We start from the raw sequence: 25,067 nt of genomic DNA, 5'->3' as shown, positions 1-25,067 counted from the left end.
ACTGTATCACTACGCGTTCAGAACAATCTTCCAATCGCTGTTATCCCCGAATTTCTTTGAACTATTTCTTCAATGGTTAAAATCCGGGGATAAAGGCGATCGCTTCGCTTTTCCAGATTTGTTTTGAACGCTTCGTTATCGTGTAAAAAAGTTTAACTTATTTAGTTGGTAGTAACTGAATGTTGCTTCTGTCTTGTTTTCCATTTCTCGCGAATGATCGGCATCACGGTCCGGCCGAAGATTTCGGCCTCTTCCAGATGCGGGTAACCGGACAGAATGAAGGTTGTAACGCCCAGATCTCCATACTCCATCAAACGCTCTGCGACCTGTTCGGCTGTACCTACAATAAGGATCGCACCGCCGGAACGCACAACGGATAAGCCTGTCCACAGGTTGGGACCTACGACAAACTGCTGCTTCTCGGACAGTTCCCGTAACTCGTTCTGTCTGCGTTGGTTGGTTGCATCCGTTTCGGCAAAAGCGGCTTTGGCTTTCTCAATCGCTTCTGGTGGTACTTTGCTTATAATCTCCCAAGCTGCTGCCCATGCTTCTTCTTCGGTATCCCGAATGAGCACCTGAGCACGCATGCCGTAACGGAGCTGACGATCTTGTCCCGTTTCCTCTTTCACCTGCTGACGGATGACCTCAATCTCTTCGATCTGCTCCTGAATCCAGTCATGAGGCTCGCCCCACATGAGGAACGTATCTGCATGTTCAACAGCGACCTTTTTGGCAATCGGAGAACTTCCTCCCAGATAGAATGGTGGATGCGGATTTTGCACCGTCTCCGGCATGCCTACTGGTCCTTTGAAGTTGTAATACTGACCGTTGAATTCAGGATTGGGATCGCTGGGTGCGTCTGCACCAGATTTTGAACCACTTCCGGCAAACTCCGTCAGATTCAGTCCCGTCGATTGGGTCCATGAACGCTTCATCACTTCCATATACTCGCTCGCCCGTACATACCGTTCATCATGCGCATGTGCCAGTGGATCGCCGAGTTCCTCCAGATCTCGAACAGAACTGCCTGTCACCACATTGATCATGGCGCGACCACCCGATAGCTGATCCAATGCCGCTCCCATGCGTGCAGCGAGTACGGGTGTAACCAAACCCGGGCGAATGGCGACAAGTGGACGCAATGTCTTCGTGTGACTCATCACAGCCGAACCAACTACCCATGCATCCAGACAGGCTCCCCCTGTTGGAATTAGTACAAATTCGAATCCTGCCTTCTCCGCTGTCTGTGCTACATCGACCAGATAATCAAGACTTGGCTCCCGCTCTGGGGCAACCCCTACATACTTACCATCCCCTGCTGTAGGCAAAAACCATCCAAACTTCATTTCTTCCTGTTCGCTCACAAAAGTCAATCCCTTCTATGAATAAATAAAGTCTCATGTTAAAAAAGTTACCGTTACGCCTCCTTGACGTTCCGGGTACGAATCGTTCTTCCGATCACTGTTATCCTTGAATTTTTTTGATTCTCCTTTTTAAAGGTAAAAATTCAAGGATAGCTTATGCTTCAGATGTAGCTTTCTTTCAGAAAGCTTTCAGGCGACCGCTTCGCTTCTTCAGAATCGATTTCGTCCCCTCCACTACTTGGCATCTCTTGAAATTTATTTTTAAAGTGCGCCTAATTTCTAACTCATTTTCAAAGTACACACTCAAATGCCGATTAATTAACTTGGTTTAATAGGTATGGACATCATAACAATTGATTTGTCTGTGAGCAATGTCATTTCGCGGCAATTTCATTTTGTCATTTTGTGGTCTTTTCTCAGATTTAGGTCTTCGTGATCTTGAATATGTATAAAACCCACCTGTATAATAGGTTATAAGTGAAACTTTTAAAATCTACAAACGATACTTATACAATAAAGAGGTGTTCCTGATGACCGAGAGTATGAAGGAGGACCACCATGAGTTTTTGGATATTATTTTCTTCACTCCATCTGAATTCGAGAAAGCTGGTGGCGCCTGGCCGATTCGCATTGGCCGCAATATAGCCAAGACCAACTATCATATTGGCCCGCGTACTACGCCTTATCATTATTTGCTATTTGTGCTGGAGGGGGAAGGTACATTCATACAGAACGGACAGCATCATGCCCTTCGAGCAAGGGATGCGTTCTGTCTGTTTCCGCATGTTACCCATGAGTACTGGACGGACCCGGAAGACACGTTGCAGAAAATATTTATTGCCTTTGACGGTGCACATGCAGCCGAACTGCTATTTCGAATTGGACTTACACCCGATTCACCGTATCGTTCAGGTGTACTGACGCCGGAGACTGCAAGTGCCATGCGCTCGTTCATGGAGGATGTTCGTAAACCGCAGGATGGAGCGAGTGATCTGGGACGACTCACTCGGTTTTTAAGCCTTTTTGACCGAATTGCCCGTTCTCCCGCAACCAAAGGATTGCAACCGGATTCAGCCATACCTTGGCTTCAGAAAGGCAAAGAATACATGGATATTCATTTTGCAGGTGGCATCTCCGTGGAAGGTGTGTCCTCTCATGCGGGTGTGGATCGAACCCATTTTGCCAAACAGTTCCGCAAAGCCTATGGTCTGTCCCCTGTGCAATATATCCAACAATTGAAAATGAATCAGGCCAAACGTCTGCTCGTGCAGACGCCGCTAAGCTTAACTGAAGTGGCTCATTCCGTAGGTTATCCGGACTTGTTCTCCTTCTCCAAAGCGTTTAAAAAGCAAGTCGGGCTGCCGCCCAATCGCTATCGTACAGCGGAGACCACAAAAGAGTGAGGGAGCGACCTTTCGCTCCCCAGCCTATAATCCATGCCTCATGCTCCACGCCTTGTGTACGGTTGTGCACAAGGCCGCGTCTACCAAATTGCAACGGACTCCTGAGTTTCATATCCTGCACATCATCGTGCTGCAAAATCCATTACGAAATCTACCACCAAAAAAGGCAAGCCCCTTCAACCCGGGACTTGCCTTTTTTCTATACTATAGTCTTGACTGCACGTACCCAAAACGAGGAACTTTTTTACGTTGACGTAACGCTATTCCTTCTCCTCATCCTTACGTGCAAGCGGAATACCATTCTCCTTGGCATACCATGCTTCATAATGATGCACAGCCACACCCGCAAAAGAAGAATGAGAGGAACCCAGATCAAACACCTTTGCCATCTCTTCATTCATATTGCTAACCGGTTTACGGAAAAAGGTCAGGTGATCCCCCTCGTGTGTATCCGCGAGTTCCGCTCCAATCCAGACTTTCTTGCCGAGATCATCCGCTTCGTCCAGTTCTTCCTTGGACAGATCATACATCTGCTGACCACTGTCCCGGTAAGCCATAATGGCCACCGCATCGAAGTGGGAGATCACCCAGCGACTGAATGTACCGTCACCTTCAGCCGACTGACGGGCATCAAGCCAGAACGGAATGGCAGCGCTCATGTACAGTCCGGCATCCTCGCCGGCTTTTGTCCAGGCCTTCATGTTGTTCTGCCACTCTGCAATGACGCTGCTCTCCTCGTTCTCCCAGCGTTTCAGCTGATACGGCTCCACATCCAGTTGAATGCCTTGGAAGCGTTCATTCTTCGCCGAAGCTGCATTGTATGCTCGTACTCGCTCGATAAAAGCAAGCCCTTCATCCCGCTTCTCCTCATAGGCCCAGTCTGCATGACCGTTAAGTCCATGCACTTCAATCTCGGCCTGCCCTGCAGCCGCAATGAATTTGCGGTATGTTGCGTCAGGCACCTCATCCTGGATTTGCAGGAAGATGGTATCCACGCCCTGTTCTTTGGAAAAGGTAATAATCTCAGGCGTCTGTTCTGCAATAATGGACGCGTCCCACAGCCAGGTCGCTTTGTGCTCCTCTGCCGAGAACCATTTGAACATCCAGGACAGAAGCAGCAGGCACAACACCACAGCCAGAATGGCCCATTTCGCCATACCCACCAGTTTGCCCCGTTGCCTCATATATTTCCTCAGACGAGCAACGCTTCACTTGGTTCAAGCACAGGATGCTGTACCGAGTGACCAATCTTGTAGATATGCGGATGTGTGTACGAACGGAACGCATTACGTGTATCCAGAATCGGTACACCCATCTCGGCAATATCAAAGTAAGGCAAATCGCTGTGGTTGGTGATCAGTACGATGCAATCGTACTTTTTGAACTGCTCCAGATTGAACACTTCGCTGTGTACGGTCTCGCCATGCTTGTCCTGGAAGGAATCTGCATGTGGGTCGTAGTAGCTTACGTTAGCTCCACTTTCCTTGAACAGTTCATATACTTCCAGTCCTGGTGATTCACGCAGGTCGGCAATATTCGGTTTGTACGACATACCGAGGAGCAGAATATTGGATTTACGTACGGATTTAGCGTATTCGTTCAGAATCGTTGACGTTTTGTTCAACACATAATATGGCATGTTGTCATTGGTAGATTGCGCCAGCTCAATGAATTTGCTATAGAAACGGAAACCTTTGGCCTTCCATGACAGGTACATCGGATCAAGCGGAATGCAGTGTCCACCGATGCCTGGGCCTGGATAGAATGGCATGAAACCAAATGGTTTCGTCGCCGCCGCGTCAATAACTTCCCAGATATCGATACCCATACGATCGCACATCATCGCCATTTCATTTACAAAGGCAATGTTCACACTGCGGAATGTGTTCTCCAGCAGTTTGGACATCTCAGCCACTTTTGGTGAAGATACCGGTACTACGGTTTCTACATATTTGCTATATAGCGCTGTTCCGAGCTTCAAGCAAGCTTCAGTTGTGCCCCCGATTACTTTCGGCGTATTAAATGTGGTGAAACGTCCGTTCGACGGGTCCACACGCTCAGGCGAGAAGCAGAGGAAATAGTCTTTACCTGCTTCTTGTCCGATCTTGTCCAGCTGTTGCTGGATCAGTTCTTCGGTTGTACCTGGATAAGTAGTGCTCTCCAGCGTAATCAGCATGCCTGGTTTCATATGCAGTTTGATCTGATCCACAACCGTCTCGATGTAAGACGTATCCGGGTCCTGATTTTCACTAAGCGGTGTCGGTACGCAGATACTGAGTGCGTCGATCACGCGCAGCATACTGTAATCTGTCGTTGGCTGGAAACGACCGCTTTGCATTACTTTTTTCAACTCATCGGACGAAATATCGTGAATATAGGAATCTCCTTGATAGATACTTTCTACTTTGGACGCATCCAGATCAATTCCGATTACCGTGAAACCTTGATTGACCATTTCCACGGCAAGTGGAAGTCCTACGTAACCGAGCCCGACGACGCCGAGTACAGCTTCTTTATTTTCAATCGCATTCAGTAATGTGTGGAATTGTTGATTCTCCATGATATTCCCTCCGGGCAGTGTATTTTGTTGGTGCTTAAAATCCATATAAATAGATGAGTGTCTGTGCTCTAAATGTTGCTCTAATCTATCTTCTAATGAAGGCAGCGTCTGATTCGGGCATCCAGCTCTACAGGCGAAAACGGTTTGGTCATGTAATCATCCACGCCGCTGCGGAAGCATTGACTGATCGTCTGCTCGACACGTTGCTCGGTCAACACGACAATTTTGGGTGGCTGCTCCATCTCCAGGTTCTGGATATGATGGATGAACGGCAGACCGTCGATGCCATACAGATTCAGCTCCGTGAGCACCAGGTCTGGTGTAACCTTCTCGATCAACTCCAGTGCAGCCAGTCCATCGACAGCTTCATAGGTTTCGTACCCCTGCATCTTCAACCGCAATTGCAGGAATTCGCGTACCGTAGGATCGTTGTCCACAATCAAAATGCGTTCCGGTTCGTCCGCCGTATTGTCCAGCGTGTAGATATGAATCTCCGACGAATCTACGAGCTTCGAGGATTCAGCCATATGCTGAATAGTTGCCTTCGAAGGGCGCTCCCCTTCCGGGAAACTGGCCAGTGTAATCTGTGGATCGGCACCGGGTACAGTCTCTTGCAGTTCATGCTTGATCCGAAGTCCTTCATAATGAACTTCATCCAGTGACAACCCTGGCAGCAGGACGGCAATCGCCTGAGTGGCCCCATCCTTCCACACCTGGAAGGCTGTCCCGCTCGTCTGCTCCAGATGTGTCCTGACCTGCTGCTCAGGTTGAGAGTTTCCTGCACAATGGATGAACATTAAGCCGCATGTTTCGGCACCCGTTTCCTTCAATTCCTGTTCTACACTTCGGTACACATTAACGGCAGCCTCACGCTGCAATGTCGCCGTATTTGGCATGTTCTTTTCCACCCTTCTCCTCGATTATCTATATAAGTCCAGTAAAATGTTATTTACACTGACACTCCGATGACAGAACAACCTTTCGATCACTGTTATCCCCAGATTTTTTTGATTCCTTTATACAAGGGGAAATCCGGGAATAAAGGCGAACGCTTCGCTTCTTCAGGCTTTTTCTGCCCTCTCCGTTATCGTGTAAATGTCTAGTTGGACATATAATTGCTTTGATTATTCTTTACTCAAGCAGCTTCGCTTGTTTTCTTCTCATCCTCGGACCAGCTTTGGCGTGTCATGGTACCCCATGAATTGTTGTTTTGCATGAACTGCACATGTCCCTGCAACCTCCACAATACGCCGAGCTGGTGGTAACCTACGAATTTCAGCGCGGAGTAGACCAGCATTTTGACCAGATCCGAGAGCTTGTTGTAGCGTTTGAAAGCAATCTCCTCCAGGACAAGTGCGCCTACACTCAGCAGATAACCACTCACAAAGTTCAGCAGTCCGAACAGAACCAGAATCGGCCATTGCGTCATATCCAGAAGGACATATCCGGCGAGTGCCAGAAGTCCGGTAATCCGGAAATACGGGTTCAGCGCTTCAAAAAGGACGTTATATGGCATGGTCACCATACCCATAACCTTATATTTCGGATTGAACAGCATGCCCCGATTCTCCAGCATGTTCTTCAGGTTCCCACGGCCCCAGCGCTTGCGCTGACTGGACAAGATCCGGTAGGAATCCGGTGCCTGCGTCCAGCACACAGCCTCAGGGCAGAAGGCAATGCGATACTTCAATTTGTTTTCCAGCATGTAACGGTGAAGTTTAATGATGATGTTCATGTCTTCCCCAGGATAACCATCCCGGTATCCACCCACGGCGATTACAGCGTCCTTACGGAACATGCCGAAGGCACCAGAGACAATGATCAGACCGTTCATGTGACTCCAGCCAATCCGTCCGCCCAGGAAGGCTTTGAGATATTCGATCGACTGGAACATGGGCCAGATCTTGCGTGGCAGCGATACATCTTGCACTGCCCCGTTTTCAATTTTGCAGCCATTAGCGATCCTTACATCTCCACCGATGGCTACTGTCTCTTCCGGATTCTCCATATACATGCGAGCCATGCGGATCAGGGCATCCTTCTCCAGCAACGAATCAGCATCGATGGAAGAGATCAACGGATAATGGGACAGGTTGATCCCGGCATTGAGGGAATCGGCCTTACCGCCGTTTTCCTTGTCAATGACATACAGATCCGGGAACTCTGGATTGTGGTAGATCCCACGAATTTTCTGACAGGCGATCTTACCCCGAATCTTCGTATTGGGTACTGGCTTCAGACGATATTCTTTCAACAGGATATTCAGTGTCGCATCACTGGAGCCATCATTTACAACAATGACTTCATATGTTGGATAATTCAGCGTCATCAGACAGTTCACATTTTCAATAATCGTCAGTTCCTCGTTGTACGCCGGTACCAGCAGAGAGACCGAAGGCACCAGTTCCGAGCCTGACAATGTATTGTATTTGGAATAATGCGACCGTCGGAAGATCGTCCAGATATTACGGAACGATAAAGCCAGAATGGAAAAATAGAGCGTATTTACAAAAACAACATAGTAGATTGCGACCATGCCGTAGATTAATAGTAGATCCCTAAGCAGTGTAATCCCCTCCTACCGTAGCGACACTTGTACGTTTCTTGCTGGTTCTGTTCTCTCGTACAGGGCCAAAATAGCGATCGTACAGCAGTCTTTTTTTGTTATGTGCAATCATCTGCTCTACAGCTCTGTCATCGGTTCTCGTGTGCTGCATGGTACTCTCAATCTGCTGCATCGCAATCTCGCGCTCAGCAACTGTACCTTGCACCGCAGCCTGACACAGCGCTTCGAATCCCGGTTCACCGAGCTTGCTCAGACTCTCCGCACTGTTATAGCGAACTCTCCAGTCTTCATCCCGCAGCGCTTTGCGCAGTAATGGAATGCTGCCAGATGCATGTTTCGAACCAAGCGCTTGTACCACTTCGGCGCGAACTTCCGGGTCAGGGTCCTGAATCAGCTTCAGAATCGTCTCATCCCGGAGCGCCGGACTTGCGCTAAGATACAGCTTCACCGCTTCGGCACGTACATCCTGATGTTCTGCGCCTACCAGTCTGTCGAGTGCAGGCATCACTTCAGGTACAGCTTGTCCCCACATAGCAACCAGTCCGACTTTAACAAAATCAGGATTCCGGTCTTCCAGCAATTCAATTAGAATTCTGCTCGTATCCAGACTCGTTTCGAGCAGAATATCTGCTGCCAGATGGTGAATGGACTTACCTTTGGTTAACAGCAATGCCAGCATGTCTTTCAGTTCACCTTGCCGAGTCGTACATCTGGAGATGGACCGACCAATCATAATGGCCATCGGGCCCGGTTTCTCATCCTTCAGCAATTCCATCAAACCCGGAACGGCTTCGGGACAACGCATGCCACCCAAGCGATAAGCCGCATCAATCTGGCGACCATAACGCAGACGGCCCAGTTCCTTCAGATCATGCTCTACGAATCCTGCTTCACGGCATAGTGCGATTAATTTATCACGATACTCACCCTTGAACTGGTCGATCCATTCAATCAGCCTGTCCTGAATGACTCTGCGTTCCAGCGGAGCCAGCTTGCCTGGTGGCAATTTGAGTGGACTATTCTCGGTCAAGGCTGTTTGCAGATAGGTGAAGTAGTCACGCTGCTTCAATTCATAAAACGCCGTCTTACGTCGTTTGCCATTGTGGGACATTTTCATGGCAAACAATACGATGACGCCTACAACAACAAGTGCGATACAGATGTACAAAAACAGATAGGCCAAAGCCAAACTTGGAAACATGTGAAAAGGTCCTCCTTTATACTCATTTATTCGATCTGAAAACTAGGAATTTTTTCATAACTCTTCTTCATTTTTTCATAGCTTAGCTTCAGGCGTTCACTATACTGCACCTGCTCCCAAGGCTGCCAGCTATATACGGGCAATGTCTTCAGATCCAGGGTCGTCTGTTCACCCCCAGGCCAAGATACTTTCTTCGTGGCGCGGTCCGTTAACCACGGAATAAGGGTAACACCTTCCACAGCAACTGTGGAGAACTCACGTCCATTCTTGAGCGGCCCATAGTCAATCGTTTGCAGCGAACTCGGATCACCGAACCCGAGCAGCATCCAGGGAATTCGCATCTCCACTTGATTGCCGTTATACTGCCATGCCGTTAATGAATCCGTATCGGGCTGACCGGGAGCCGTCGTTCCCCGCTTCAATGTTCCGACCTTTTCATTCATGAATGGATGAGCAGATCGGGTATCCGGCGGTGTCATTCTCAGGCTGACTGCCAGATTCCATGGGTGGAACGGATCTGCGGAGTCTGACTGCTGATCTGGTAGCATGTCGTATCCATCCTTGCCATACAGACGCTGATTAAAGTCATAATCCTTGGCAATCTCCACCTGAGATTCTTCATCCTGCCCCAGTGTAATCACCGTCTCAAGACCATCACTGAGCGTCCGGCCCGGGAGTAACTTGTCAGGCTGACTGCCTCCAGCAAGTGTATCGGTCCCAATTCGTAACACTGTCTTAGCCGGGTCAAACGGTTGATCCAAGGTCAGCCCAATATACAGATAAGCTTCATCATGGGTCATCTTCATTTCCTGAATGCCGTCCACTTGGCCCTGCCAGGTCGTGACCTCTTCATCCTTCAGATCATTCCAGTCATCCAGTGATCCGTCGATGGTCAACTGTTCCTGTTTACCGGGGTCCATGGCAAGCAGACCAAACATCTTCTCGTTTGTCAGCACGTTCAGCCAATATGCACGGCGATCAGCCGGGATTTCCAGTGGCATCGTGTTCCATGTTTTTTTGAACCATTCATCCTGCCACATGAACACAATCGCTCCCGAGTATCCTTCATCATAGATATCCTGCGTCAGTGACGCGTCAATATCTCCCTGCTCTACTTCGTTATGTCCACCCTGATTCCGTCCTCCCATACCCAGATGGGAAATGCCAAGAGAAGAGGGTACGCCATACTCTGTAATCATTACAGGCATATCGGAAAACTCGGCTTTCAGCTTGCGCAGATAACTTTTGTACGTGTTGTACTCACCGTTCTCATCCTTGATCGTTTGGAGTGTTTTATCGATATGGAACAAATCCGGGTAATACGGGTACACATGGTAGGCTGCAAAATAACCTCCCTGCCACGCCTCCGGCTGAATATGTCGGGCATCCACACTGACGAGATCCTCTTCATACAGCGGCTCGCCGGGATGATCCAGCACATCGGTCGTTACCCAATTGGTGAAGGTTATCGGATGTTCCCATCCATACTTCTTCTCCAGGACCGCCGTATGATCCAGTAACTCTGCGAGCCAGTTCTCGAACGGTGACGCTTCTGGACTCGCCGAGAAATAAGCTCCCTTATATTGCGGCACGTCCGCATGTTTTGCGTTTGTGTTGTCTACCATCGCCGGGTCCCATTCCGTCCCCACATGCCAGGCCATCAGGTATTTTCCTGCATTCGTTTTGTATTTGCCGCTGGACTCTCCCTGCTTGGCAGGAATGTCCGCATCGCCATAGACAGCAGATACGGCCTTTTCAATCTCCTGCTTGAACGTCTGCTCAATATGGGCTGCATAGGCATCCTGTTTCTCAATCAACTCTTCTTCAGGTGACCATATGCCCTGTATAAAATATAACGGTTGCTCCCGGCCGCGGTTATATTCGACTAATGCGGAGTAGAAAATGGGTTCGTGAACCGTGTATACCCGGATTACATTGGCTCCCAGATCCTCGATCTGCTGGAACCACCGCAAGTAATCCTCTTTGGTCAGCGGGAATTCTCCCGGGTAATGCCCCGGTGAAGTTGCGCCCAGGTTGACACCTTTGACGAACATCTCCCTCCACGTTCCATCTGGCCCGTATTCCATGAACCGGTCTCCATCGGTCTTGAATTTCATCTCCGTGCCGTTCTCCGCTGTGTACGTAACGAGCTTGGGTTGCATATAGTGCCATCCGGCAAATATCCCACCGGTCACCACCACTGCTCCTGTCAACACCGTTAATAGCCAGCGTCTTCGTCTTTGTCTGCTCATGTCTTTAGATTGCTCACCTCTCTAATATGCATCCTGCTTCAACATCGAATGGTCCAACATGAAGTTTACGAATCATTCCGCTTCGGATGTCCGCTTGGTAGAGATGTCAGCGGTGTAGTTCTCACTATAGCGCTAAGACTCTGCATTTGTAACTAGGCTGATGGAAGCAAACATGAAATGGAACATTCTGCCCATAATTCGTAAAAAGCGCCATCAACTAGCATCCGAAAGCCTCCAGAATACGTCTGATTCCCAAACACTAATATTTGCTGGAATCGCATGGATTAGATACCCTGCTGATCTTGCACTTCTGGAACCTTTATTGTTATGTGCAACGCGGGTACAGGCAACGTTTGCCGTTTGAACACATACCCCATTAAACGCGAGTTATATTTTAAAGTTGCGGACCTTTTTACAGTATTAACCATAAAGATTACAAAATTGATACTATAGTCCGATAACGCATCAGCGATATTCCGCGTCACATCAAGGTTTTCTGAAAAATGCAGAAAATCAAAAAAGGACATCAGTCCCCCTCTATAGGACTGTGCCCATTTATAACCCTTTTACAAAAACCCAAATGAACGCCCGGTCATCACCCAGAGGTCACAGATCTCTCACATTAAATGTAAAAAAGCACATCTTATTTCCTAATTTCTGCCTCTAATATAGCTAACCCATAATTGTGTCCAATTTGCAAAATAATTCCGGTTGCTGCATTTCGAATTGTCGGATATGCTTATAAAACAAGAACACTTGTTCCATACTGTAAATAAACTGTTAATTATCGATGTTCAAATGAAGATCATTGATACTTAACAGATGAGCTTAGCATCACGGATAAGGAGAGAAGTCTTATGCCCCGCCAAGACAGACGTGTCATCATGCTGGCAGACTGCCAGTCATTCTATGCCAGTGTGGAGAAGTCTGCACACCCCGAATACAAGGACCGCCCCCTCGTTGTTGCGGGAGATCCGGCGCGCCGTTCGGGTATTATTCTTGCGGCCTGTCCACTCGCCAAGTCCTATGGAATTACGACAGCAGAACGACTAGGCGAAGCGCTTGCCAAATGTCCGGATGTTGTTGTTGTTCGCCCTCGGATGGCCGAGTACATTCGGGTGTCCCTTCATATTACGCGTATCCTTCAGTCTTACACCGATCTGGTGGAACCCTATAGTATTGACGAACAGTTTCTCGATGTCACCGGAAGCCTGGATCTGTTCGGTAGTCCCGAGACGATTGCCCGCAGCATTCAATCGAGGGTGATGGATGAGACGGGTGTGTACATTCGGATCGGTATCAGTGATACGAAGGTCGTTAGCAAGATGGCCTGTGATCTATATGCCAAAAAAGTCCCTAGTGGCATCTGCACGCTGCCTCGCAAAGATCTGCCTTCAACCATCTGGGAGAAGCCTGTGCGAGACATGTTCATGGTTGGTTCCCGCATGGCACAGCATCTCTACAAGATGGGCGTCCATACGATCGGTGATCTGGCCCAGACCCCATTGTCCCGACTGAGAGAACGTTGGGGTGTAAATGGTGAGGTACTGTGGCGTATCGCCCGCGGTATTGACGATTCCCCGGTCAAACCCGGGACATATGCTCATCAGCAGCAGGGAATCGGACATCAGATGACGCTGCCCCGGGACTATGACTCCTGGGAAGATATCAAAGTGGTACTGCTTGAACTGGCGGAACTCGTCAGTCGACGTTCCCGGGACAAATCACTCATGGGCCATGTGGTCTCGGTTGGTTGTCGCGGACAGGATTATGATCGGCCAACCGGTTTCTCCCGCCAGATGAAGGTGAATGAACCCACCAACATTACGGATGAAGTATACGATGCGGCAGCAGCTCTGTTCCTGCGCCATTGGGACGGATTACCCATCCGCCGCATCAGCGTGTCATTGACCGGACTTGTACCCGATTCTGAAGTACAGCTGTCCTGGTTTGATGACCGTGAACGTAAAAGAGAATTGGAACGTGCCACGGATGATATCAAGCGCAGGTACGGAGATACCGCCATCATGCGGGCATCCTCCCTCTGCTCGTCCGCGCAAGCCCATGAACGTTCTCATAAAATTGGAGGTCATTATAAATGAGTAAAAAATTGCAGCAAAACGGTATCTTCGAGTCCTCACGCATGATGCTCCCCGAACACCGGGAAGCTTACATTCTTCATCAGGAACAACTTGCTCCTCGTACCCGCCCATCCCTGGATGCCCAGGCCGCGGAAGAAATGTCCCGTTTGCTCAGCAACTCGATGATGCTTGGAGATAGGGTCACTATTACGTTGTTTCACGAACATGACGATATCCGTTACACGGGGCAGGTGCTTCGGCTGGACCGTCCTGCCCGGACCCTCAGACTACTGATGGAAGATGGGTCCCGGGATATTCAGATGAACCTCATTACGGATGTGGCGCTTGCCAATGAATGAAGGGGTATACCCCCCCCCCCGGTGTTGTGGATATTCCATGATAGATGCAGCATGGTCGTTACCATGCAGGACTGCCTTCCTACACATCCTGATGAATACCAAAAATAGCCGACGAAACATATCCCCAACATTCACTTCGTTCAAAAGAAGCAAAATATCGGATATGTGATTCATCGGCTACATATGAGGGTATGACTTTTTTCAGAAAACTTTTTAGAAAAAGCTCCAGTCGAATTCCTTGGACAGACGCTCGAGCAGGTGTACGCCAGCAATACTGTTGCCTTTGCGATTCAGAGCCGGGCCTACAAGACCAATGCCGAATTGTCCTGGTACAAGGGTCAAGATGCCTCCAGATACACCACTCTTGGCGGGCAAACCTACCTCGATGGCAAATTCGCCTGACGCATTGTACATCCCACAGGTCGTCATGAAGGTTTTGGCAATCTGTACATATCGGCGAGGAATAAGTTCATTGCCCGTAATTGGATCTGTTCCATCATAAGCCAGAACAAGTGACATTCGTGCCAGATCAGCACAGGTAACTTCAATGGAGCAATGACGGAAATACACGGCGAGTACATCTTCCACGTCATCCTTGATCACGCCATTATGCTTCAGGAAATAACCAAGCGAACGATTCAGGTGACCGCTCTCCGATTCGGACTGAAATACCTCTTCGTTATAGCCCAGCTGATCATTATTCGCCAGTTTGCGGAAAAACTCCAGAATGCGGCGTGATTTTTCTTCCTTACAGTCTCCTCCAACAAGCGAGGACACCGTAATCGCACCTGCATTAATCAATGGATTAAATGGAATACCGGGTTCAACCAATTCAAGCTTGATCATCGAATCGTAATCGTCGCCTGTCGGTTCTTTTCCTACATTAAAGAAAACCGCTTCTTCCCCATGATCCATCAGGGCCAGAATAAGGGTAAATACTTTGGAGATACTTTGCATCGTAAATGGAACACCGCAATCCCCTGCCGACACATGGTTTCCTTCGGCGTCCATGATATGTATACCAAGCTCATCCTGAGAGGCTTTGACAAGCTCTGGGATATAAGAAGCCACCTTACCCTGCCCGGTGTGCAAACGACTGGTCTCCAGCCACTCCGGCAGTAATGCATTCAGACGTTCCATGGTTGAATTGCTCATATGTCATCTCCTCCACATCTCTATATAAGCAAGCATCTTGCATGAAATGTTGAACCCATGCACCATGATGATAATGAGCCCCATCTGCATCATGCAAGATGCCATATATTATCTGATTACCCTCAGAACAGTTCCTTTACCGCTTCGTTTGAAGATTTAACTCCAAAATCTCGCCGGGAAGACCATCGTAATCGCCTGTCCAGGTGGATACAAAGTTCTGGCGGGTCAAGATCCGGCGGGAAGCAGCGTTACCCGGATCGATAACTGCATAGAGTGATCCAATCCCTGCGGCTTGTGCCTGAATAATCAACCGTGATGCTATGGATGTGCCTTGACCTTTGCCCCAATGTTCAGGCAGGATCATGTAACCTATCTCAGCCTTGGTCGGGTCCTCTTGATCCGGAATCAATTTGGCATACGCCACACCAGCACCATCTTCACTAAATACCCGGTAATGTCCGCAAGTGGAACGCTCATTAAACTCCAGCATGGACTCAAATTGCGTTCTCGCCTCTTGCTCCGGTATTGCACGTTCTGTAATCTGTTTCATTACTTCCATATTGGAAACCAATGCATAATAATCATCAAAATCAGGTTGTGTGTATTTAATGAACTTCATGATATGCCTCCTCTGGGGTACATAACTTGGTCTTAGTCTTGATGAATTCATCTAGAGTATAACAGATGCGAATGATGGAATGCACACAGGGCACCACGCTCGCAGGCAGCCAGATGGTTCGATAGCCCAACAAGTCAGCAATCTGACAACTGTAGATACCAAAAAGCGGCCTCGTCTGGAGACCGCTTTGTTTACTTTGTTTTTTAATTTGCTGTTTAAGATGAAGAAATATTCTCTGTTCCGTACTTCCAGTGCATGTGTTAGCTTGCCCGTGATGAAGGGTTAAGGTTCATCTGTTTTTCACGTTGACGTGCACGACGACCTTGACCCGGAGGTGTAATGATCAGTGCGAGCAACAGCGAGACAGCGCAGAGTACGGCAATCACGATGAAGGTTAGATGGAATCCGCCCAACAGGGCGCTGATAAATGATCCTGCCAAGGCACCAAATCCAAATCCCTGATAGATCACGCCATAGTTTTTGCTCTGATTCTTCAGTCCGAAGTAATCGGCCACAATCGCCGGGAACACCGTAATGTTACCGCCAAAGCAGAATGCAACGGCCGCGACACAGGCGAAGAAAATCCCGAAGGTCAGTGGAACAAGACTAAGTGTCATAACAGCTACGGCTGTAACAAGCAGCGCACCAGCAATGACCTTCATTCGTCCTACTTTATCCGACAGCGCACCGAGAATAATACGTCCTGCCGTGTTAAAGATCGCAACCATGGCCACTGCGTTTGCAGCGGTAGCTACATCAAGTCCAGCGAGCTGTACACCGATATCTTTGACAATACCGATCAGATACAAACCGCTCATACACGCCGTGAAGAAAATAACAAACAGCATGTACGCTTCTTTTGTACGCAGCATCTCTTTCACCGTGTAATCATGACGTGCCACGACTTGTTTGGATCCTTCCTTGCTTGCCGGAGCTTGTTCACGAACAACCGCTTCACGAATCAGGAATGATCCCGCAACGACCAGAACCAGAACGATAATGCCCCAGTACATAAATGCCTGAGCAGGACCAACGGCACCAATCAATGCCGAGTTCACATATTTGAACAATAAACTACCTGTACCAAAGGCGCCGACCGAGATCCCCGAGATCAGGCCTTTACGCTCCGGGAACCATTTGATCAGATTAGACAGTGACGTAATGTACGCCGTACCATCTGCAAAACCAACAACAAATCCAGCCAAAATGTACAGCAGTGTTAACGAGGTGACTTGAGAACTCAAAATGAGACCCAACCCAAGCACAACCCCGGCTACACGGATCAGGCGCTGAAGACCCCAACGTTCCTGTAACCGTCCTGCGAACAATGTGGCAAATGCCAAAGCAAAACTGGTAATTGAAAAAGTTATCGCGACCGAGCTGACGTCCCATCCGAAACGATCAGACAGCGGTTGATTAAATAAACTCCAAGTATAGATGGTTCCAAGACCCATTTGTACAATGATGGTCCCCAAAACAATAAGCCAGCGGTTCATTTTTGTAGGTGCAGAAGTTGATTCAGGTGTTGATGAAACGGATGAAATGGTTGCTTTCATCGTGATCTCCCCTTTGCCGATGTCATATACATGAATGCGTTCACAAGTTAATCATACATGAAAGGGGATTCATTACACCGTTTTGAGCATGAGTTGCATCAGATGCGGAATGAAATGCTTCTAGATGCGCATGAGTTGCCTGAATTCTTTGACCTTCCCACGACTCACGGGCACTTCAGCTTCCAAATCGCGCAGACGGAGCAGATACGTATTGTTGAACCAAGGTACAATTTCACGGATTTGCGACAGATTTACGACGTACGAACGGTGGCAGCGAAAGAACGTGTCCTGTGGCAGACGGCTGTGAAAATCCGATATACTCACTGGCATGGTGAACTCCCCATTTTTGGTATATACCTTCGTCACTTTCTCCTGCGCTTCCGCATAGTAGATATCTGCCGTATCCGTAACAATAATATTGTCATTCCGCAGCAGATTAATTCTTCTGTCCGTATGGGAATTCATATCCCGTACCAGTTCACCCTGCGCAGCAGATCCGTCCATCATAGTAACTGGTCCATCCTCAACATGTTGCTCCACCTGCGTATGATCACGTTTGAAAGCCATCTCCAGCTTATGGAGCATTGCAGCAATTCGTTTCTCGTCATACGGCTTCAGAATATAATCAAACGCCTCCAACTCAAAGGCTTCCGCTGCATGTTCCTTATACGCCGTAGTAAATACAATGTAGGGTTTCGTTGCAAACTTTCCAATATGATGGGCCAGCATCATACCGTCCAGCGAGGGAATATTGATATCGAGAAAAATCACATCTACTTCTTGTTCCTGCAAAAACTTCAGTACATCCAGCCCATCTTCAAGGCGATCCACCACTTCAATCTGACTATGTTCCTGGATTAAATAATTCAATTCCTCACTTGCCAGAATCTCGTCTTCCACAATAAGAGCTCTCATTGATCCATCATCACCTTGTTACGACATCTCCTTTGGGCACATCAAATAAAATATCGGTTCCTTGTTCCAGCCTTGTAATGGTTACACCTTGTCCGTAGATAAGCTTAACGCGGCGATGCACATTATATAGCCCGATCTGGTTACCAGGCATACGGTCATGGTAGACACGTTCAATAATATCTGCACTGATGCCTGCCCCTGTATCACTGACACTGATTCGCACAAACTCCGGATAATCCTGTACCCGAATTCGAACAGTCCCGGGTCCTTTGACCTTGAGAATGCCATGAATAATTGCATTTTCGACGAGCGGTTGGATAACAAGACTCGGAATATGCACCGCGACCTCATCAATGTCATAGATCACGTTAAGTCGGCTACCAAAGCGAGCTTTCTCAATCTCTACATAATTACGGACCTGCTCTAGTTCCTTATGAATATCGATCAACTCATCCGACAGCTCCAGATTGTAACGCATGTACCCGGATAGATTCACAATCAGCTCGCGTGCTCGATCCGGTTTGGTTCGGATGGACGAAGCAATCGCATTTAACGCATTAAACAGAAAATGAGGATGAATAGTTGTCTGTAACGCACGCAGCTCCGCTTTGTTGGCAGCAGCCTTGATCTCCTCTACCCGCGATACCTCCATCTGGGTTGAGATGATCTGCGACAGACCTACAGCCATCGTTTGTAATGGATACGTAATTTTGTACGCTTTGCGATAATAGATTTTGAGCGCACCTGTAATGTCTCCTCGTTCTTTGAGCGGAATGATTAACAGCGAGTGGATATCGGGTGTTTTTTCATCAATGACATCATTACTGATCGTAATCTCCCCGCTGGATATCGTCTTCTTGGTCATCTCACTTATAATTTCATTACCGATATGATATCGTTCCTCACCAAATCCTACATAAGCCAGTACATTCCGGGTATCCGTAATTGCAACCGCATCAGCCTGAATATCCTCCTGAATAATCCGGCAGATTTTGCGCAGAGAATCCTCGTCAATCGAACGGAAATACGGCAAGGTTTTGTTTGCAATCTCCAGCGCGAGCTTCGCCTGACGGGCTGCAATCATTTCCTTTTCCCCTTCGACACTCTGTACCAAGAGCACAATCAGCCCAATGTTGACTTCACCCAGAATCATAGGCAGCGCAATCTTCGAAACAATGTCGGCACCCAGTGGATCGGGATAGGAAAATAGCAGGATGAATAACATCGTGAGCGCTTCACAGATCATTCCGGCACCAATACCGATAATCCATCGCTTGGGCTTGGGCGTGTACTTATGTATATATCCGGAGACCAGACCCGCAAGAATACTTGTAATGAGACAAGGTATGGCTGTGACGCCATCCATATCGATCAAATACCGATGCACCCCGGAGACAATCCCCGTAATAATACCCACAGGCGCTCCGAACAAAATACCACCCGATAACACGGCGATGATCCGTACATTCACCAGTGAACCTTCAACATTAATGCCCGTATATGTCCCGAAAATGGCAAAAGCACAGAATAACAAGGTAACCGCAATAGACTCCTGCCACCTTAATTTCCCCTTTTGCAGAATCTGCCTAAATCTCGGCACCCTCGACAGAAAGAATAAAAATATAATCAACAGCGCCGCCCGTTCAAACAAACCCAGCAGCATCGTAAACATTTCCAATCGTACTTCCTCCACATCTGTCTGAAAATAACATGCATACCAACACAGCCACGCCTTTTTGAAAGAACATCCAGGACATTAAACCATAAGGCTCTTATACTCGTATGCAACAGTTTACCGCTCCCCCCAGAGGAAAGCAAAGTCCATCTTGTGAAAATGCATCAACAAGACTGCACCAAGCACACAATAGTTCATCCCTTAACTTCTATGAAAATCTGCGATTCCAGAAAAACCTATGTTATAATTAGTTGTCATGTTATTCCAATTATTGAGTGAAATTAATTACAGAAAGGTGTTCATGCATGCTTGCCATTCTACTCCTGGGTTCACTTCTGCTTTTTAGTTTTCTATGGTACACCCTGTACTTTATCTCCAAACGAAGCCATCATCCTGATCGCTCATCGGCGATTGTCCTGCGAATAATCTTAAGCATCTCAACTCTGACACTCATCGTTCAAGTCTACATACTTAAAGGAAACCCATATAACTTTATTTTAATATTCGTATTAATCGCTTCATTAATAGCCACTCGTTCTTTTAACGGTACGAACAAAAACAGATAAATAAAAACAATAGGCCATGGCAGGCTCTATGCTACCTGAAACTAATCCAAAAAGGCCAACCAGACGTTCCCGGTTGACCTCAAGTCCAAAATTATAAAAAATTTCGCCTGATAAAATAACTTGGTGTGCAGCTCCAAGCATGGCAATAACTGTTGACCAAATTGCTGCCATAAGGAGAATACGTTTTGTCGTCCGGGTCGTAGAGCTCCCAGAAAGTGTCCGCTCCATCCTTCAGCATACCGCCCCAATACCTTCGGATCTGCTCCAGTGCCTTCTCCTCTTCCCCGCACATAAGCAATGCATCAACATAATGATGAACCATGTACGGCGTGGTCATGCCAATAGCTTCTCCGTTACCCGTTAACCGATCAAGTAATTGCCGGGCCGTCGGAGCATCCATGATCTCAGCCAGAACCATCCATACTTGCGATGCCCAGGATACCTGTCTTTTTTCACCACTGACGAAAAACCCCTGATCACCATCCCACAGATATGTGAGGGCTGCTTGCTCAGCGTCTTTGATGTATGCGTTAATCCATTCCTCATACTCCGGCAGCCCTAGTTCTTTGGCAATCGACCTTCCCCTTTTCATACTATAGATGAGAACTGCCTGAGCACCAGCCTGTTTATTTAATTCTTCATGCCAGTCCAGAAAACAATACCACGTATCGTCATCCTGCACGATGCCCCGCTCATCAAGCCGACTCAGTGAAATGTCAATCTGTTCTCGAGCCACCGGCCAAAGTTCTTCCAGCGTTTTCCTGTCCTTGGTAGCTTCAAAATAGTCCCATAACGTCGCAATAAAGAATAACGCATAGTCATATAGGTAAATATCGTCCACGTACGGTTCCGGTTGTTCGTACAAACAGGCTCCTACCTGGCCGCCTTCCAATCTCGTTCCGGCAAAGAGATACAGACAGCGCTTGACAAGATCATTACAGCCGAATGTTTCATAATTGACGAGGGCCTGAAGGCGAAGATCCCCAATCCATAAACGTCGATCACGCTTCGGCCCATCTTCGAATACCGTCTGCATGCAATCCCCGAGTGTCTTCACGGACACGCGATCCATTTCCACCAGCTCCATGTCGATACCTTCAGGCAATCGAGGTACTGACCTCATGTCTGCTGAGGTCACCGTCATGCAATATACATCGTTAATTCGAATATCGTAACGAATCGACGTTTCTACGACTTCGATTTTCAGATACCGAAAGGCATACCGACGGTTAAGTGTTAGCGTACTGGGTAACACGTCCACATTCACAATCTCATCCTGAAACCACGAACGGCTAAGCCAACCCGAATATGTTGCAAAATCCTCACCGACCTCACAGGGCATTTCTCCGAATGTGAGCTTCAATCTGAGAGGTGCATCTGCATTACTGCGCTCGTTAAGTAGCGACAAGGTCAGAAAACCGACGAGATGCTCCCCGAAATCCAGCGTAACACTGTCTCCCTTACACAGCACTTGATCGGACAAGTGCTCCGCTGGGCCAAGCGGCTCAATACGCCATCCCTGAAAAGCCGCTGCATCCGGAACTGCGCTCACGATATGTTCCGGATAGACCTTTTGCTGGTGAAGCTCCGGAATCAGCTCTTGGGCCTTCTCCAGCCAGGCTGTGTTTATCACTTTTTCACGCATTACAATGCCTCCTTATCCTTTGACCGCCCCAACGGTCATGCCACCGATAAAATATTTTTGCAGGAACAGAAACGCCAGCAGCAACGGTAGTGCGCACAGAAAGCACGCTGCAAACAGGACATTCCACTGCGTGGGGTTTTGCTGATCGCCCAAAAATCCGAGCATGGCCAGCGGTAAGGGTGAATCTCCTGCGCTGGAAATAAAGATCATATTGAAGAAATAATCGTTCCAGATCCAGACACCTTGCGTAATAATGACCGATACCGTTACCGGAATGAGCAAAGGGAATACGACGGTCCAGAACCGTTGGAATAATCCCGCCCCGTCGATGTGCGCCGCTTCTTCTACCTCCTCAGGCACACCGCTTCGAATGAAGCCCGTGTACAGGAAAGTTGAAAACGGCAGACTGCACGTAATGAACATGAAAATAGGCGTATATTGATTCGTTGGAATATGTAGCGCATTAATCATTTGCACAATCGGTATCAATACCATTTGCGCAGGTACCACGAGTCCGGACAAAAAAAACAAATACATGAACTTACTTAGCTTTGTCTTCAAACGGGCCATCGGGTAGGACGCCATCGCCGCAAACAGGACAACGAACACGACCGATACCCCGGTTAACACCACGCTGTTCCATAGTGCTTCCGGAAAGTGCATGCGGTCGAAGGCAGCCTTGTAACTTGCAAAGGACATCTCCCGGAACAGGACCAGCGGATTTGTGTTGTTGCTTGGATCGCGGAGTGATGTCGAAAAGGCAATAATTAATGGAATCAGATTTAACACCATCACCAACAACACGACGACCTGAACGGACCCTTTCCCCAAAACTTTACGAAGCGTCATGCCGACACCTCCCGTTTGTTCATTTTCAGGACAAAGACAGCGGTAATGACGATGATCACGGCAAAGGAAATGACACCAAGAGCCGAAGCTTTACCAAAGAGTTGTTCGGTAAATGCCATCTTGTAGATGGTATAAATCAGCGTGTTGGTAGCCGTGCCGGGACCGCCATTCGTCATGATAAACGGGAAGTCGAACGCTTTGAGTCCATTGATCAAACTTAACGTCACGTTGATTGTAATCGCTGTTGCCAGTAATGGAATTTTTACATGTCGCAGCAATCTCCATGAGCCGCAGCCATCAATCCGTCCGGCTTCCAACAAGTCGCTCGGAACAGTCTGTAGTCCTGCAAGGAAGATAATCATTGTCGTTCCGATCGTCTTCCAGATTTCCACGAAGATAATAGAATACAGCGCGGTCGAGTAATCACCCAGGAAATTCAGTTCATTTGCGATACCCAGTTTATCGAGAAAGGAAGAAATCAGCCCGTAATCCGGCATATAGACGTAGCTCCACAAAAATCCGACGACGATCGCACTGAACAATGTGGGAATATACGCCAGGGAACGGTAAATCCCGGTTCCTCTTATTTTCATGTTTAACAGCAATGCCATTGCCAAACCGATGATATTGCCAGCTATGACGGTGACGAACGTATAGATCAGTGTATTTTTTAAAGAAATGCCTAGGATGTCGCTCCGGAACAATTCCTTATAGTTGTCGAAACCGATATAGTTATAGGCTTGGGCGTACCCGTTATAGTCCGTTATACTGTACTGGAACAACCGCAGGATCGGGAAGATCCAGAAGGTCAGGTAGAAGATCAATGCCGGCAAAGCAAACCAGTACATGGACTTTTTCATTACAGTAGAGCTCATCCTGCTCCATCCTTTCCAAGAGGGCCTGCGGCAAGGGAAGAAGGACAATCATTCTCCCCTTTACAGCAGACAGCATCGTTTTGTTCTAATTTTTCCACAGCTCTCTGAACTTGGTTTCCATGGCGTTTGCCACATCTTCTGGTGTTGTTTTCTGTCCAGCAATAATTTCGGCAAACTTTGCCTGCATGACGTCCGATACTCCAGCTGGCCACATCTGGTTGCTGAAGTAGACGGAATTTCCAGTTTGTTGATAGTTGTCATTCACTTCCTTGAACAATTCATTTTCAAGTTCTACGTCCTTATACACGCTGATGGAACTGTTGGCTTCCACAAATGCTTTGAACAGATCTGATTCACCATCAAACAGGTAGTTCAGTACTTCCTTGGCTGCATCCAGGTTTGCCGATTTGGCGTTCAAAGCGTATCCGGCAGATGTTGCAGCAGATACAAACACCGGCTGTTCCGACTCGTTACCTGGCAATGAAGCGAATCCGCGAGTAAAATCGGTAGCGCCTTTGGACGTCATGGAGGCATAATCCCATGTTCCCGTAAAGGTCATTGCTGCTTTCCCGTCGATAAACAACTGCGCAGATTGGGCACTACCAATGCCAAGCGAGTTTTTGACGACGTAGTTGTTATCATAGAGCTCTTTGTATTTGGATATGGTTTGAACCCACTTTGGATCAGTCAGCGATTTTTCGCCGTTCTGCAGTTTGACATCAAAATCCAGTTCATTTGGATACACGACATTGGCTGCAATCGGATACATTCCGAATTGGATCATCCAAGGGTCCTTGTCTCCCATCGCAATTGGTGTTACGCCCGCTGCCTGCAACTTTTGACACAAATCCAGAAACGAAGGCCAATCCTTCGGAAACTCGGAATATCCTGCCTGCTGTAACAACTCCTTGTTGTAGTAAACGCCGAGGAAGTCCAGTCCTTCGGCCACGCCGTAAGGTTTACCCTCATAGGACATATCTTCCTTCGCTCCTTGGCTGATGTTGTCCCAGAACTTCAGATCTGACAAATCCGCAGCGAAGCCTGCCTTTGCAAAATCAATGACACCGCCAGCCGCATTTTTCGGGAAAATCCAGAAAATGTCCGGTCCCTGTCCAGCCGCAAGCTTGGTTCGAACAGATGTATTGTATTGATCATCAGGCAACTTTTGTACTTCCAAGTTAATGTTCGGGAACTTCTCTTTGACTAGGCGCGGCAAGGTCTCCAGCTCAAAATCCTCTCCCTCGGATGCCTTGTTTCCCGAAAGCATCATCGTCAGCGTAATTGGCTTTTCTGAATCATCTATACTCCCGTTATTGGTATCCGTACCGCCCCCCTCCTCGCTACTGGAGCTGCATGCGCTCAGAAACATCATGAGCAGTACCAAAGTTAGGGACCACAGTCGTTTTCTTTTTTTCATCTTGTCATT

General features: G+C 47.9%; 19 protein-coding genes. 3 read left to right on the top strand and 16 right to left on the bottom strand.

Translation table 11 applies throughout. The annotated features are described in order from the left end of the window. Positions 1-161: 161 nt before the first annotated feature. Positions 162-1,346, bottom strand: a complete 1,185-nt coding sequence (locus BLS69_RS03610; RefSeq protein ID WP_091034818.1) for an LLM class flavin-dependent oxidoreductase — start codon at positions 1,344-1,346, stop codon at positions 162-164. 548 nt (positions 1,347-1,894) lie between these two features. On the opposite strand from BLS69_RS03610, the gene BLS69_RS03605 reads away from it, so the two are divergent. After that, the gene (locus BLS69_RS03605; protein ID WP_091028700.1) at positions 1,895-2,767 is read left to right on the top strand and encodes a helix-turn-helix transcriptional regulator; all 873 of its coding nucleotides are present in this window, start codon (positions 1,895-1,897) and stop codon (positions 2,765-2,767) included. 260 nt (positions 2,768-3,027) lie between these two features. On the opposite strand, the gene BLS69_RS03600 is transcribed toward BLS69_RS03605, so the two are convergent. From BLS69_RS03600 to BLS69_RS03575, 6 genes are all read right to left on the bottom strand, one after another. Next, positions 3,028-3,951, bottom strand: coding sequence for a hypothetical protein (locus BLS69_RS03600; RefSeq protein WP_091028697.1), 924 nt, complete (start codon positions 3,949-3,951; stop codon positions 3,028-3,030). Positions 3,952-3,959: 8 nt separating this feature from the next. Continuing rightward, a complete protein-coding gene (locus BLS69_RS03595) occupies positions 3,960-5,327 on the bottom strand; it encodes a nucleotide sugar dehydrogenase (RefSeq protein WP_091028694.1) in 1,368 nt (455 codons plus the stop codon). A gap of 92 nt (positions 5,328-5,419) precedes the next feature. Then, complete coding sequence (locus tag BLS69_RS03590) at positions 5,420-6,223, bottom strand: response regulator transcription factor (protein ID WP_091028692.1); 804 nt, start codon at positions 6,221-6,223, stop codon at positions 5,420-5,422. Positions 6,224-6,462: 239 nt separating this feature from the next. Next, positions 6,463-7,863 carry a glycosyltransferase family 2 protein gene (locus BLS69_RS03585; RefSeq protein WP_176872555.1) on the bottom strand — a complete coding sequence of 467 codons (1,401 nt, stop codon included), beginning with the start codon at positions 7,861-7,863 and terminating at the stop codon, positions 6,463-6,465. A gap of 22 nt (positions 7,864-7,885) precedes the next feature. Further along, positions 7,886-9,094, bottom strand: coding sequence for a HEAT repeat domain-containing protein (locus BLS69_RS03580; protein WP_091028691.1), 1,209 nt, complete (start codon positions 9,092-9,094; stop codon positions 7,886-7,888). 26 nt (positions 9,095-9,120) lie between these two features. Then, positions 9,121-11,346 carry a hypothetical protein gene (locus tag BLS69_RS03575; RefSeq protein ID WP_091028689.1) on the bottom strand — a complete coding sequence of 742 codons (2,226 nt, stop codon included), beginning with the start codon at positions 11,344-11,346 and terminating at the stop codon, positions 9,121-9,123. A gap of 857 nt (positions 11,347-12,203) precedes the next feature. Here BLS69_RS03575 and BLS69_RS03565 point away from each other — a divergent pair. Both BLS69_RS03565 and BLS69_RS03560 read left to right on the top strand, forming a co-directional pair. Next, entirely contained in the window at positions 12,204-13,448 is a 1,245-nt protein-coding gene (locus BLS69_RS03565; RefSeq protein ID WP_091028687.1) for a DNA polymerase IV, read from the top strand. Continuing rightward, the gene (locus BLS69_RS03560; protein WP_091028686.1) at positions 13,445-13,786 is read left to right on the top strand and encodes a YolD-like family protein; all 342 of its coding nucleotides are present in this window, start codon (positions 13,445-13,447) and stop codon (positions 13,784-13,786) included. The genes BLS69_RS03565 and BLS69_RS03560 overlap by 4 nt, the downstream gene beginning before the upstream one ends. Positions 13,787-13,999: 213 nt before the next feature. Here the strand turns inward: BLS69_RS03560 and glsA are convergent, their stop codons facing one another. The 9 genes from glsA to BLS69_RS03515 all read right to left on the bottom strand — a co-directional run bounded on the left by glsA (position 14,000) and on the right by BLS69_RS03515 (position 25,058). Next, positions 14,000-14,941 carry a glutaminase A gene (gene glsA, locus BLS69_RS03555; RefSeq protein ID WP_091028684.1) on the bottom strand — a complete coding sequence of 314 codons (942 nt, stop codon included), beginning with the start codon at positions 14,939-14,941 and terminating at the stop codon, positions 14,000-14,002. Positions 14,942-15,077: 136 nt separating this feature from the next. Further along, on the bottom strand, positions 15,078-15,560 hold the full coding sequence (locus tag BLS69_RS03550) for a GNAT family N-acetyltransferase (RefSeq protein ID WP_091028682.1): 483 nt from the start codon (positions 15,558-15,560) through the stop codon (positions 15,078-15,080). A 260-nt stretch (positions 15,561-15,820) separates the two neighbouring features. Further along, positions 15,821-17,056 carry an L-lactate MFS transporter gene (locus BLS69_RS03545; protein WP_091034815.1) on the bottom strand — a complete coding sequence of 412 codons (1,236 nt, stop codon included), beginning with the start codon at positions 17,054-17,056 and terminating at the stop codon, positions 15,821-15,823. A 180-nt stretch (positions 17,057-17,236) separates the two neighbouring features. Continuing rightward, the gene (locus BLS69_RS03540) at positions 17,237-18,031 is read right to left on the bottom strand and encodes a LytR/AlgR family response regulator transcription factor (protein ID WP_091028680.1); all 795 of its coding nucleotides are present in this window, start codon (positions 18,029-18,031) and stop codon (positions 17,237-17,239) included. Positions 18,032-18,041: 10 nt separating this feature from the next. Then, positions 18,042-19,694, bottom strand: a complete 1,653-nt coding sequence (locus tag BLS69_RS03535) for a LytS/YhcK type 5TM receptor domain-containing protein (protein ID WP_091034814.1) — start codon at positions 19,692-19,694, stop codon at positions 18,042-18,044. A gap of 669 nt (positions 19,695-20,363) precedes the next feature. Then, the gene (locus tag BLS69_RS03530) at positions 20,364-21,917 is read right to left on the bottom strand and encodes an alpha-L-rhamnosidase-related protein (protein WP_091028679.1); all 1,554 of its coding nucleotides are present in this window, start codon (positions 21,915-21,917) and stop codon (positions 20,364-20,366) included. Between the two features lie 12 nt (positions 21,918-21,929). Continuing rightward, positions 21,930-22,766, bottom strand: coding sequence for a carbohydrate ABC transporter permease (locus BLS69_RS03525; RefSeq protein WP_091028676.1), 837 nt, complete (start codon positions 22,764-22,766; stop codon positions 21,930-21,932). Beyond that, complete coding sequence (locus tag BLS69_RS03520) at positions 22,763-23,641, bottom strand: carbohydrate ABC transporter permease (protein ID WP_036614579.1); 879 nt, start codon at positions 23,639-23,641, stop codon at positions 22,763-22,765. The genes BLS69_RS03525 and BLS69_RS03520 overlap by 4 nt, the downstream gene beginning before the upstream one ends. 85 nt (positions 23,642-23,726) lie before the next feature. After that, a complete protein-coding gene (locus BLS69_RS03515) occupies positions 23,727-25,058 on the bottom strand; it encodes an ABC transporter substrate-binding protein (protein WP_091028675.1) in 1,332 nt (443 codons plus the stop codon). Between the last annotated feature and the right edge of the window lie 9 nt (positions 25,059-25,067).

It is taken from the genome of Paenibacillus sp. CF095 (assembly GCF_900101225.1).
Classification (GTDB): Bacteria; Bacillota; Bacilli; order Paenibacillales; family Paenibacillaceae; genus Paenibacillus.
This window is presented reverse-complemented; position numbering and strand designations above follow the sequence as displayed.